This window comes from Nocardia puris (genome assembly GCF_003315035.1).
Taxonomy (GTDB): Bacteria; Actinomycetota; Actinomycetes; order Mycobacteriales; family Mycobacteriaceae; genus Nocardia; species Nocardia puris.
On sequence record NZ_QNRE01000002.1, the window covers coordinates 806,025 to 818,564 of the forward strand.

The following is a 12,540-nucleotide window of genomic DNA, read 5'->3' on the forward strand; positions in this document are numbered from 1 at the left end:
ACGAGTCCGCAGCGCAGCGTCGCCACGAAGGCTCCCAGGACAGGCCCAATGGAACACAGCACGACCCGGACGAGCCCGGAGGCCGTAGCGCAGCTTCAGCCCATGCAGTATCGAACACCCTTTGACCCGAACGGATTCGCGTGACCACCGCAGTACCCCGCACCACCGCCGTCCACCGCAAGGTCGCCGCCGCCACCCTGGTCGGCACCACGCTGGAGTGGTACGACTTCATGCTCTACGGCACCGCCGCCGCGCTCATCTTCCGCACCCAGTTCTTCCCCGAGCTGAGTCCGGCGGCCGGGACCCTCGCCTCGTTCGCGACGTTCGCCGTCGGGTTCGGCGCGCGGCCCGTCGGCGGGCTGCTGTTCGGGCACTTCGGCGACCGGCTCGGACGGCGCAACACGCTGGTGGTCTCGCTGATCCTGATGGGCGTCGGGTCCACGCTCATCGGCTTGCTGCCGAACTACGACGCCATCGGGTTCTGGGCGCCGGTGCTGCTGGTGGCGTTGCGGTTGGTGCAGGGCATCGGACTCGGCGGCGAGGGGGCGGGCGCGACCGTGCTCGCCGTGGAGCACGCACCCCGCGGACGGCTCAACCGGTACGCGAGCTTCCCGCAGATGGGGACGCCGGCCGGGGTGGTGCTGGCCAACGCCGTATTCCTCGGCACCAGCGCGCTGCTGTCCGAGGACGCGTTCCAGTCGTGGGGGTGGCGAATCCCGTTCCTGCTCAGCGTGATCCTGGTCGCGGTGGGGGTGGCGGTGCGGCTGGCCGTCACCGAATCCGACGCGTACGCCGATCTGGTGCGGCGCGGGGAGGTGTCGAAGTTCCCGCTGCGCGACGCGTTGCGGGTGGGTCCGGCGCGGCTGCTGTTGATCCTCGGGGCGGCCACCGCGACCTCGGCCGTGGTGTACCTGTTCATGGCGTTCACCCTCACCTACGGCACGTCCTCGCTCGGGTTCGATCGCGACTTCCTGCTCGGCGGCGTGATCGCGGGGTCGGTGCTGTGGTGCGCCACCATGCCGCTGTGGGGTTCGCTCGGCGACCGGTTCGGCACCCACCGCGTGTTCCTCGCGGGCACCGCGGTCCTGCTGCTGTGGTGCGCGCTGTACTTCCCGCTGCTCGACACCGGCTCGCCGGTGGTGGCGATCCTGGCCCTGTTCGGCATGGGCCTGGCGCTGCCGGTCAGCCACAGCGTGGGCGGCATCATCATCGCCGACCTCTTCCCGCCCGCCGTCCGCTACTCCGGCACCTCCCTCATCGTCCAGTTCTCCGTCATGCTCGGCGGCGGCTTCGCCCCGCTGATCGCCACCGCCCTCTGGACCACCGGCGCCAGCTCCACCCCCGTCACCCTCTACGCGATCGGCATCTGCGCCATGAGCCTGGCCTGCACCTACGCCCTGTACTGGGCCCTGCCCCGCCGGGCGAAGTCCAGCGTGGCACCGGAGCTGGTCGACGCGCGCTGACGCCCTCGCCGCCTCGATCCCGAGCGACACGGCCGTCCCGCAACTCGCGGTCGCCCGGTCCGCGCACCACGAGTGTGGTCGCCGAGACGCATGCCGCGAGTGCCGCGGCAGCGGGGCGACCGACAGGGGGCGCCAAAGCAGCACGGCCACCCAGGCAGCAGCGCCGCGGCCCGGCAGAGCGACCGGCGACGGGGGCGGTTGCCGCGACGGACAGCGAGGCGCAACTTCGGCCGGGCGACAGGACAGCACGGCGCTACCTCCACCAGGCGGCACGGCAGCACCGCGCTACCGGGACCCCGCAGCACAGCTCCACCGTGACCGGGCCGAGGCGAGTCCATCGGGCCCGGCCCCTACACCCTGCGCCACGCGCGCACACGGCGGCTACCTGCGTGTTCCCGGCGTTCTCGCGGTACGCGGGGCGACATCGGCGTTACCGGTCTACCGTGGAGGGCTCACCGGGGAAGTTCGACGGGCGTCGAGGGACGAAAGGTGTGGATGATGCGTGTGACCTACGATCCGGCTGCCGACGCCGCCTATTTCACCATCGCCGACGCCATCGCCCCCGGCGAGGCCACCCGGCAGGTGGTCACCCCGGTCGCGGGCGGCACGGTGGTGCTCGACTTCAACTCCTCGGGCACCCTGCTCGGCCTCGAGGTGTTGGGAGCACAGCGGCTGGTTCCGGCCGAGGTCTTGGGGCGGGCCGAACCGCCGGCCCGGACGTAACCCACCGTCGCGCGCGATGCGCCGTCGAGTGCGTATCCGAGCGGCGCGCCTGGAACACGGAGCCCGGTCGGGCTCGGCCGACCCTGCGGTGCCGGTGCCGGCCTGCCGTGCGTCTCCTCCGTGACCATCCCCGGTCACGGCCGCGACCAACGCAGCTCGGTGCACGGTTCGACGTCGTCGGTCCCACTGCGCGGCAGCAGAGCGTCGACGAATATGCCGACCGAGCCGTCGAGTGCGGCGCGCCGCGACCCGCGGTAGAGGCGCCGACGACAACGTCATCGCCGACGATCTGCCCGTCCCGGTGGCCAGTCCTGTGGCTCCTCGCCGACCCGCCATGCCGCTCATCGGAGGGCGGAAGTGGCTCGGCGCCTTCGACCTTCGCGGATTACCGGACGTATCCGCCTACCGGTGGCCGGCGTCGGGGAGCATGGGTGGGCAGGGAGTGCCGGGGAGGGTGGCCAGCTCGAAATGCCACCACTCGTTGAGGAAGGTGCGGCACAGGCCCCAGCGATTTCCGTTGCGCTCCAACCAGAGTGCGCCCTCCTGGGGGCCGACGTCGATGGCGCGGCCCGTGACGTGGGTGGATTCCTCCGGCGGCAGGACCCAGCGGCGGGCTTCCTCGGGGCTGCCGTAGGTCGCGAGGCCTTGGTCCCAGAGGGCCTGCTGTTCGGCGTGGGTGCGGTGGCCGGAGTTGATGTAGAGCGGGACACCCTCGACGTGGGCGGCGTTCTCGGCGAGGGTGTAGGCCACGGTGAGCGCCGGGTCCAATCCCTCGGTGCCCTCGGCCGATCCGACCACCGCCCACTGCGGGCCGGGCGCGGCCTGCGCCACCGGCACCGCCATCAGCACCGGCGCGGCAAACGCCAGCGCCCCGATCACCATCCGCGTTCCGCACCGCACCGTCGTCTGCGCCATCGCGCCATCGTAGCGGCGCGCACCGCGCCCGCCCCGACACGACCCGGGCGGAACCGCCGCCCGATATCCACAGGCCCGCGGGCGCTCCGGCCGCCCCCAGACCCTCGCGACCACTGGTTATACACATCGGCTGTGGATGAATTGGGGACGAGTGACGGTGCCGGAGCGGGCGATTCGGGCGGTTTGGGCGCTTCGATGGCCGAAAACCCTTGCCGGACGGCAGGAATGTCCACAGGAACGGACGTTGTCCACATAGTTATCCAGTGCTGTGGATCACAGCGGGACACACCGGGCTACCAATCCCCAAGCAGGAGCGGACGATACCGACCAGTCCGGCCAGGCAGGTGCTGCGGAGACACGCCGAAGTGCGGGCAATAAAGTGATGGACATCACATTCAAGCGTGAATCCGACGGGCCCGCACGACCTTCGAGGATCGGCACAGCAATCGCGTAGCTTCTCGACTCCGACCCGCGACCGCTCTACGGACGAACCACCACCCGCGCGCCCACCAGGACGCAACCCACGCGGGAACCACACACCACCACGGCCGGAAATAGACGACACCCACGCCGGCGACAGCCACTACCCGCTTGGAATGCACGCACCGAACCACGCCCCGCGCACCGGCAACCACCCCACCGCCCCATCACGCCCGAGCCACGGCCACGATCACACCGGCAGACCCGAACAGTCCACGCCGAAACCCCCGAAACACCTCTCCCCCACTACTTTTCGCCCCCATTCACACGACGACGCCGAGACCTTCACCCGGCCTCGGCGCCCCCGTGCACCCGCGCGTTCACCCGCTCACACCGGCTCGCCCCGCCGAATCGCCTCGGCCACTTGACGATTCCGCCCGATCCGCGCACCGATCTCCGCACCGTGCGCCCGCGCGTACGCGAGCGCGGTGCGGATGGTCGGCGCGCGCAGATCACAGCGGCTGCTCAGCACGGCGATCCGGCGTTCCACCGGACCGTCGAGCTCCAGCAGCCGGGCCACGACTTCCCACACCTCGGGCCCGGCCGCCAGGGCGGCCCGCCGGTCGGTGATCGGCCCGCGGAACACGATCCCCGGGTGTTCCAACTGGTCGACCCCCTCCCGGATCAATCGGTTGAGCAGTGCGGTGGAGCTGGTTCCTTCCTGTGCGGCGCGCGCGACGAGGCGTCGCCCGGCCGATTCCGAGACGCGAAACGACGTGGTCATCACCTTGCTCGCCCTCCTCGCATCGAAACCAGTACGACCTACCCCGACCAGGGTGCACCGGCGGATGCCCGCGCCGCTGCGGCGAACAGGGTGACAACGCGGTGTCCGCACCCGTGCCCGCACCGGCGCGGCGGGCGCTCAGACGCGCTCTGTGGAGCGGGTGCGCACCCGCAGCGCGATCGGCTTCTGCGTCTCGGCGAAGAAGTCGTTGCCCTTGTCGTCCACCACGATGAACGCCGGGAAGTCCTCCACCTCGATCTTCCAGACCGCCTCCATGCCCAGTTCGGGGTACTCGAGCACCTCGACGGACTTGATGCAGTCCAGCGCCAGCCGCGCGGCGGGCCCGCCGATGGAGCCGAGGTAGAAGCCGCCGTGCTCCTGGCACGCCCGGGTGACCTGGGCGGAGCGGTTGCCCTTGGCCAGCATGACGAACGAGCCGCCCGCCGCCTGGAACTGGTCGACGTAGGAGTCCATGCGCCCCGCCGTGGTGGGGCCGAACGAACCGGAAGCGTATCCGTCGGGCGTCTTGGCGGGCCCCGCGTAGTAGACGGCCATCTCGCGCAGGTACTCCGGCATCGGCTCGCCCGCGTCGAGGCGCTCCTTGATCTTGGCGTGCGCGATGTCGCGCGCCACGACCAGTGGCCCGGTCAGCGAAAGACGGGTCTTAACAGGGTATTTCGACAGTTCCGCCCGGATCTCCGACATCGGGCGGTTCAGATCGATCTGCACCACGTCGCCGCCGAGGATGGCGTCGGTCTGCTCGGGCAGGTACTGCGCGGGCTCGCGCTCGAGCTGCTCCAGGAACACGCCTTCGGGGGTGATCTTGGCCAGCGCCTGCCGGTCGGCCGAGCAGGACACCGCGACCGCGACCGGGCAGCTGGCGCCGTGGCGGGGCAGGCGCACCACGCGCACGTCGTGGCAGAAGTACTTGCCGCCGAACTGCGCGCCGATCCCGAACGACTGGGTGAGCTTGAACACCTCTTCCTCGAGTTCGACATCGCGGAAGGCGTGCGCGGCGAGCGACCCCTCGGTGGGCAGGTTGTCCAGGTAGTGCGCCGAGGCGTATTTCGCCGTCTTGAGCGCGAACTCGGCGCTGGTGCCGCCGATCACGACCGCCAGATGGTAGGGCGGGCAGGCCGCGGTGCCGAGCGAGCGGATCTTCTCGTCCAGGAACTCCAGCATGCGGGTGGGGTTCAGTACCGCCTTGGTCTCCTGGTACAGGAACGACTTGTTGGCCGAACCGCCGCCCTTGGCCATGAACAGGAACTTGTAGGACGGCTGCGCGGGATCGCCCGGCGTGGAGTACAGCTCGATCTGCGCGGGCAGGTTGGTGCCGGTGTTCCTCTCGTCCCACATGGTGATCGGCGCCAGCTGCGAGTAGCGCAGGTTCAGCTTCGTGTAGGCGTCGAACACGCCCCGGCTGATCCATTCGGCATCGTCGGCGCCGGTGAGCACGCCCTCGGACTTCTTGCCCATCACGATGGCGGTGCCGGTGTCCTGGCACATGGGCAGGATGCCGCCCGCGGAGATGTTCACGTTCTTGAGCAGGTCCAGCGCGACGAACCGGTCGTTGCCGGAGGACTCGGGGTCGTCGATGATCTTGCGCAGCTGGGCCAGGTGCGCGGGGCGCAGGTAGTGGCTGATGTCGTGCATCGCCTCGGCGGTGAGCAGCCGCAGCGTCTCGGGTTCGACCCGCAGGAAGGTGCGTCCGTCGACCTCGAAGGTGCTGACGCCCTCGGTGGTGAGCAGCCGGTACGGGGTGTCGTCGGCGCCGATCGGCAGCAGGTCTGAATAGCGGAATTCCGGGGCGGTCACGGATCGCTCTCCTTCGAGGTCGGGCTGGGGCGCGACGGAGCCTGCGGTCGGCGTGGGGGCTGAGCCGAACCGGGCTGGTCACGAGCAGGAGGGAGCCTATCCAGGCCGGTCGGGAGCGCGATCGGTTAGGCAACCCTATCCAGCCGATGGGGACCGGAAAGGTTGCACGTTCAACCCGGCGGTGTTAACTCTCAGTTCCCGGCTCGCGACCGACACCGGGACAATGCACCCCACACGCCGGAACTACTGGAGGCTTCTCGTGACCGAACCGCAATGGCTCGACGACGTCGAAATGCGGGCCTGGGTCGGATTCGTGCGCACGCGCGACCTCATCGCCGCCGCGATCGGCCGTGACTCGGCCCGCGAGTCGAACCTCACCTACGTCGAGTACTCGGTGCTGGCACGACTGGCCGAATCGCCCGGACACCGGCGCACCTTCGCCGAACTCGCCGAGGTGCTGGAGTGGTCGCAGAGCAGGCTCTCGCACCAGATCACCCGCATGGAGAAGCGCGAGCTCGTGGTGCGCGAGCCGATCCCCGACGACGCCCGCCGCACCGCCGCGCGACTCACCGAACGCGGCGCGAACGTGCTGGCCACCGCCGCGCCCGCGCACGTGATCAGCGTCCGCAAACACATGATCGACGCGCTGGACCGCGAGCAACTGGCCGCGCTCGCCGACATCTACGACACGCTGCTGGCCCATCACCGGCGGCAGGCCACACCCTGATCGGCCGCGCAGCGCCGCGTCCGGCTGGGTATACGCTGGCGGATACAACGGAACGACGGCGGGGCGAGGGCGGGATGAGCGACACCAATCTGACGGAACGCGTCTTCGTCGCGCTGCGCGACGACCTCATGTCGGGCCGGATCTCCCCCGCCGAACGCCTCAGCGAGACCGTCCTCGCCGAGCGCTACGCGGTGTCGCGCACGCCGGTGCGCGAGGCGCTGGCCCGCCTGCTCGCCGACGGGCTGGTGGAGCGCCGCGAGCGCGGGCTGTTCCCGTACCGGCCGAGCCTGGACGATCTGGCGCAGCTCTACGAGTTGCGCACCACGGTGGAACTGCGCGGCATCGTGCGCATCGAAGAGGACGACGCGCTGCGCCACGACCCCGACATCCTCGGCCCGGAGCTGGACCGCTGGGCGGCCCTGCACGCCGCCCCGCCCGAACCCGACGCCGGTTTCGTCGCCGACGACGAGCGCTTCCACGACCGGCTGCTGGCCGCCGCGGGCAACCGCGCCCTGGTGAGCGCGCTGGCCCTGGTGAACGTGCGCATCCGCCCGGTGCGCATGTACGACTACCTCACCGAGGACCGCATCGCCGCCACCATCACCGAGCACATCGATATCGCCCAGCGCGTCCTGGACCGCGACCTGGCGGGCGCCCGCGCGGCGCTGCTGGCCCACATCGACACCTCCCGCCGCGTCGCCATCGAACGCGCGAGCCAGGCGGTGTCGATGGCGGGCATCATCAGCGCCCTGCGCACCTGAAACAGTCCGGATCGGCAGTCGAGGCGCTTCCGCATTCCGGGCAGCCCTGCACTCGATGCACGTCGGCGCGCAATGCTGTCCGCGGCCCTGGGCCCAGGTCGCACGGGACGGCGGGCAGGGCTCAGTGGCCCTCGATCAGCGCGCTGATCCGCCTGCGCTGCTCCCCGAACTCGGCGGAGTTCACATCGCGCGGGTGCTCGATCCCGATATCCACGATCGCCTCGATGTGTCCCGGTATCCCGTGTGAGATACCGCCGCTCATCACCACCACCCGGTCGGCCAGATACACCGCCTCCTCCACGCTGTGCGTGACGAATACGGTGGTGGTGCCGAGGTCGCGGTGGATCTTGCCGAGTTCGCGCTGCATCGCGCCGCGGGTGAGGGCGTCCAGCGCGCCGAACGGTTCGTCCATGAGCATCACGGCGGGCTCGTTGCACAGCACCCGCGCGATGGCGACGCGCTGCTGCATACCGCCGGAGAGCTGGTTCGGGAAGCGCGCGGCCACGCGGGTGAGCCCGACCAGCTCGATGAACCGCTCGGCGCGCTTCCTGGCCTCGGCGCGCGACGCGCCGTTCTGGCGCGGCCCGTAGGCCACGTTCTCCAGCACGGTGAGCCACGGGAACAGGCCGTAGTCCTGGAACACCACCCCGCGGTCGGGTCCCGGTCCCGCGACAGGCGCGCCGCCCACCTCGAGCACGCCCGAGGTGGGCGCCTCGAAACCGGCGAGCATGCGCAGCAGCGTGGACTTGCCGCAGCCGCTGGCGCCGACGACGGCGATGAACTCGCCCGCCTCGATGGCCAAGTCCAGGTCGGCGACCGCGGTCACCGGGCCCTGTTCGGAGGGGAAACTCTTGGTCAGCCCGGCGAGGGTGAGGGGTGCGCCGAGTCGGGTCGCTGTGGTCACGGTGCCTCCGGTCAGGTGAGGGTGGGACGGCCGCGGGTGAGCAGGCGCAGGCCGAGGGTGAGCAGGCGGTCGCTGAGCAGTCCGGCCAGGCCGATCACCACCATCCCGGCGATGATGATGTCGGTGCGGCTCATGTCCCTGGCCTGCGTGATGAGTGCGCCGAGGCCGGTGCGGATACCGACGGTCTCGCCGACCACCAGCACCACCCAGGACAGGCCGAGCCCGACCCGCAGCCCCGCCGTGATCGAGTGCATGGCGCTGGGCAGCACCACCGTGAAGAAGGACTTCCAGGTGGGCGTGCCGAGCATCGCGGCGGCTTCCAGCAGCCGGGGCGAGACGGTGGCCGCGCCCGCGATGGTGTTGAGCAGGATCGGGAAGAACGCGGCGATCACGATGAGGAAGATGGTCGAGCGGTCGCCGAAGCCGATGAGCAGCAACGCCAACGGCGCCCACGCCGTCACCGGGACGGGCCGCAGCAGGCTGACCGTCGAATCGAACAGGCTGTTGACCGCTTTGATCCGGCCCATCAGCAGTCCCAGCGGAATGGCGAGGGCGGCGGCGATCAGGAACCCGTTGGCCACGCGCAGCGTGCTGGCCGCGGTGTGGCGCCACAGGGAGCCGCTGGTCGCCTCCGCGCCCGAGCCCACGGCCAGGTCCCACAGCCGTTCCAGCACCGCCCACGGCGAGGGCACGAACCGCATATCGACGCCGAGCGGCAACTGCCATTGCCCGCGCACGGCCAGCGCCCACAGGCACACCAGCACGATCGGCAATCCCACCATGTTCGCGAACGTCTTGGCGTACTTCGCGGCCTTCCCCGGCGCGGCGGGCGCGGGGGTGACGCGGACGGGTGTCGCGGCCGGAGCCGCTGTCGTGGCGGTCATTTCCCGCTCCCCTCGGTGGCGGTGACGAAGGTGTCCTCGACGAAGGCGGACATGTCGGGCCGGTTCGGCAGCTGCCCCAGCGCGAACATCTCCCCGGCCAGCGCCGTCACCTGGGCGACGTACTCGGCCGACAGATCCGAGCGCGGCCAGGTGTTCGCGATCGCGCCCGCCGCCACCTCGGGGTCGAGCCCGAACTCGGCGACCACGCGGTCGCGCCATTCGGCGCGGTGGGTGTCCATGTACTCGACGGTCTGGACGTGCGCGTCCAGCACGGCCTGGATCAGATCGGGAGCGCGGTCGATGACGCGCTGCGTGGTGGCCAGGCCGATGTTCACCTTCCCGACGGGAGTGTCATAGGGCGACACCACATCTCGCGCGCCCTGCTGCCGCGCGACCGAGGGCCCGAGTTCGGCGGAGGAGAACGCGTCGATCTGGCCGCTCAGGTAGGCGTTGGCCATATCGGCGAACGCCAGATTCACCAGCGTCACATCGCGATCGGCGTCCATGCCGTGCTGGGCCAGCGTGGCCCGCAGCAGCACCTCCTGCGAAGAACCGACCGGGAAGCCGACCCGCTTGCCGCGCAAGTGGGTGACGTCGCCGATCTCGGGGCGGCCGACGATCGCCGATCCGCCGTCGGCCGACGACGCGATCAACCGCACGTCCTGTCCGGCGGCCGCCCCCGCCAGCATGGCGGGCAGGCCCATCACCGCGACGTCGATCTGCCCGGACACCAAGGCGTTCTTGATGTCCGGGGAGGAGTCGAAGACCAGCACGTCGGCGCTGACGCCGTCGGCGAGCGCCCGCTCGTAGAAGAAGGGCGCGAACAGGTGCGGCTGGCCGCGCAAGGTGCCCACCCGCACCACCTGCCCGTCCCCGCCGCCCGCGCCGGGCGTGAAGGTCGAGTCGATGGAGGAACACCCCGCGACCGTCAGGAGCAGCGCCATCGCGGCCACGACCACCCGGGCCGGCGACCGCCGAAGACGCTGAAAGGTACTGCTGTCCATGGCAACCTGTCACCTCAGAGGTATACGCACTTCGTGTACTTCGGTGTATACAGTCACGCATACAGGTTGGCCCCAGATCACCTCGAGGTTGCCGCCTCGTCAACTACGTAACGAGCCCGTTTCGGCCGCTACGAGCCCTGGCGCTGACGATCGCGAAACAGTGTGGGGCGGCACCGATTACGGCACCGCCCCACGCGAACACTCAGGCGGACACCGTGTCCCGAGCACCTTCCGGCACACCCAGCGCCCGGGTGAAACCCTCCGGGACGACGATGTCGTCGCGCGTCAGGTCCGTCACCTTCGTCTTGCGCAGGCCGAGCAGGGCCGAATCGATGCCGCCGCGCAGGATGTCGAGTACGTTCTCCACGCCCGCCTGGCCGTTGGCGGCCAGGCCCCACAGGTACGCGCGGCCGATCAGCACGGCGCGGGCGCCGAGCGCGACCGCCTTCACCACATCGCTGCCCCGGCGGATGCCGCCGTCCAGCAGCACTTCGATCTCGCCGCCCACGGCGTCGGCGAGCACGGGCAGGGCACGGATGGCGGCCGGGGTGCCGTCGAGGTTGTTGCCGCCGTGGTTGGACACCGAGATGCCCGCGACGCCCGCGTCGACGGCGCGGCGCGCGTCGTCCACCCGCATGACGCCCTTGAGCAGGACCGGCCCGTCCCACTGCTCGCAGATCCAGCGCACGTCGTCCCAGTCGGGCGCGGGGGTGCCCATCCATTCGCCGTAGGCGCCGAAGAAGCCGGGGGCGGGCGCGCCGCCGACCGCCATATTGGGCGCGGTGAGATCGGGGATGTGGCCGGAGCGCAGGTAGGTGGCCAGCCAGCGCGGCCGCGCGAGGGTCTGCGGCGCGAACTTCACCATGGTGCGCAGGTCCAGTTTCTCCGGGATCACCGGGCTGCCCCAGTCCCGCCCGTGCGAGAACGACCAGTCCAAGGTGAGGATGAGCCCGACCGCGCCCGCCTTCTTCGCCCGGTCCATGCGCGCGAGGATGTCGTCCTTGCCGCCGCACCAGTACAGCTGGAAGAACGTACTGGGATTGGCCGCGATCACCTCTTCCACCGGCTTGCTCGCGAAAGAGCTGAGCGCCATGGCGATTCCGCGCGCGGCCGCCGCGCGGGCCACGGCCACCTCCCCGTCCGGGTGCACGGCCTGCACCCCGGTCGGCGAGATCATCACCGGCATCGACAGCGGCTGCCCGAGCACGGTGGTCGACTGGTCGCGCTCCCCGATCGGCCCGGCCACGTGCGGGGCGAAACCGAGTTCGGTGAAGGCCGCCTGGTTGTCCTCGATCGTCTGCCCGCGTTCGGAGCCCGCGATGAGCGCGCCGTACACCGATTTCGGCAGCCGCTTCTTCGCGCGGCGCTGCGCCTCGGCGACGGTCTCGAACCAGGGATTCATGACGGGTGTCCTTTCGGGGTGGCCGCCGGCCACCAGCGGCCGGTCTGCTCGGTCAAGTCGTCGGCGAGGGCCGTCAGCAGGGCGCGCCCCTCCGCGACGGTCGCGCCCGCCGGATCGCCCAGCACGCCACTGGGACTCACCGCGCGCACGCCGCCCGCGCGCAGCAGGGGCAGCACCTCGGCCAGCGGACGGGTGTCGCCCGCCACCGCCTCCTCGGCGCGCACCAGATCGGGCCGCAGCGCGAGCTGGATCGAGGTCTCGGCGCGCCCGGCGTGCGGATCCCCTTGGTAGCGCGGCATATACACGCGCACGTCGCGGGACTCGGCGCGCAGCAGCGCCTCGGCGCGGCGCAGCGGTTCGCGATTGCCGCCGTGCCCGTTCACCAGGAGCACGCGATCGAAAGTGTCGGTGGCCGAACGGCACAGCTCCACGATCACCAGTTCCAGCGCGGCCTGCCCGATCGACAGCGTGCCCGCGAAACCCGCGTGCTCACCGCTGGATCCGTACGGCAACGCGGGCGCGACGAGCACGTCGGGACGGGCCGCCGCCAGCCGCGCGCACAGCGCCACGGCGATATCGGTGTCGGTGGACAGCGGCAGGTGCGGGCCGTGCTGTTCGGTCGACCCGACCGGCACCGCCAATACCACGCCCGCGGCCCGGTCGTCGACCTGCGGCCACGTGAGATCCGACAACATGCCGCGAGATTATCGTCACTGAGTGACATAATCAAGGGCCGCG

12 protein-coding genes are annotated in these 12,540 nt (G+C 70.8%); 4 read left to right on the forward strand and 8 right to left on the reverse strand.

Annotated features, from left to right (window positions below; all coding sequences use genetic code 11):
• Positions 1-140 precede the first annotated feature (140 nt).
• Positions 141-1,463 (forward strand): MFS transporter, encoded by a 1,323-nt coding sequence (locus DFR74_RS09395; protein ID WP_067514290.1) that lies wholly within the window; start codon positions 141-143, stop codon positions 1,461-1,463.
• 498 nt (positions 1,464-1,961) lie between these two features.
• Positions 1,962-2,186 (forward strand): DUF2283 domain-containing protein, encoded by a 225-nt coding sequence (locus DFR74_RS09400; protein ID WP_067514294.1) that lies wholly within the window; start codon positions 1,962-1,964, stop codon positions 2,184-2,186.
• A 402-nt stretch (positions 2,187-2,588) separates the two neighbouring features.
• Here DFR74_RS09400 and DFR74_RS09405 read toward each other — a convergent pair whose 3' ends face one another.
• From DFR74_RS09405 to DFR74_RS09415, 3 genes are all read right to left on the reverse strand, one after another.
• On the reverse strand, positions 2,589-3,101 hold the full coding sequence (locus DFR74_RS09405) for a M15 family metallopeptidase (protein ID WP_407675048.1): 513 nt from the start codon (positions 3,099-3,101) through the stop codon (positions 2,589-2,591).
• 808 nt (positions 3,102-3,909) lie between these two features.
• Positions 3,910-4,305, reverse strand: a complete 396-nt coding sequence (locus tag DFR74_RS09410; protein ID WP_067514289.1) for a hypothetical protein — start codon at positions 4,303-4,305, stop codon at positions 3,910-3,912.
• Positions 4,306-4,443: 138 nt separating this feature from the next.
• Positions 4,444-6,120 carry a fumarate hydratase gene (locus DFR74_RS09415; protein ID WP_067514288.1) on the reverse strand — a complete coding sequence of 559 codons (1,677 nt, stop codon included), beginning with the start codon at positions 6,118-6,120 and terminating at the stop codon, positions 4,444-4,446.
• Positions 6,121-6,379: 259 nt separating this feature from the next.
• Here DFR74_RS09415 and DFR74_RS09420 point away from each other — a divergent pair, with 259 nt between their 5' ends.
• Together DFR74_RS09420 and DFR74_RS09425 are read left to right on the forward strand one after the other, a co-directional pair.
• Positions 6,380-6,847 carry a MarR family winged helix-turn-helix transcriptional regulator gene (locus DFR74_RS09420; protein WP_067514292.1) on the forward strand — a complete coding sequence of 156 codons (468 nt, stop codon included), beginning with the start codon at positions 6,380-6,382 and terminating at the stop codon, positions 6,845-6,847.
• Between the two features lie 74 nt (positions 6,848-6,921).
• The gene (locus DFR74_RS09425; protein WP_067514287.1) at positions 6,922-7,608 is read left to right on the forward strand and encodes a GntR family transcriptional regulator; all 687 of its coding nucleotides are present in this window, start codon (positions 6,922-6,924) and stop codon (positions 7,606-7,608) included.
• 121 nt (positions 7,609-7,729) lie between these two features.
• Here DFR74_RS09425 and DFR74_RS09430 read toward each other — a convergent pair whose 3' ends face one another.
• From DFR74_RS09430 to mftE, 5 genes are all read right to left on the reverse strand, one after another.
• Positions 7,730-8,512: an ABC transporter ATP-binding protein gene (locus DFR74_RS09430; RefSeq protein WP_067514286.1), complete on the reverse strand. Its 783-nt coding sequence runs from the start codon at positions 8,510-8,512 to the stop codon at positions 7,730-7,732.
• A gap of 11 nt (positions 8,513-8,523) precedes the next feature.
• Positions 8,524-9,396 carry an ABC transporter permease gene (locus DFR74_RS09435; RefSeq protein WP_067514285.1) on the reverse strand — a complete coding sequence of 291 codons (873 nt, stop codon included), beginning with the start codon at positions 9,394-9,396 and terminating at the stop codon, positions 8,524-8,526.
• On the reverse strand, positions 9,393-10,400 hold the full coding sequence (locus tag DFR74_RS09440) for an ABC transporter substrate-binding protein (RefSeq protein ID WP_067514284.1): 1,008 nt from the start codon (positions 10,398-10,400) through the stop codon (positions 9,393-9,395). The genes DFR74_RS09435 and DFR74_RS09440 overlap by 4 nt, the downstream gene beginning before the upstream one ends.
• A 202-nt stretch (positions 10,401-10,602) precedes the next feature.
• The gene (gene mftD, locus DFR74_RS09445; protein WP_067514283.1) at positions 10,603-11,802 is read right to left on the reverse strand and encodes a pre-mycofactocin synthase MftD; all 1,200 of its coding nucleotides are present in this window, start codon (positions 11,800-11,802) and stop codon (positions 10,603-10,605) included.
• On the reverse strand, positions 11,799-12,497 hold the full coding sequence (mftE, locus tag DFR74_RS09450) for a mycofactocin biosynthesis peptidyl-dipeptidase MftE (RefSeq protein ID WP_067514282.1): 699 nt from the start codon (positions 12,495-12,497) through the stop codon (positions 11,799-11,801). The genes mftD and mftE overlap by 4 nt, the downstream gene beginning before the upstream one ends.
• Positions 12,498-12,540 lie beyond the last annotated feature (43 nt).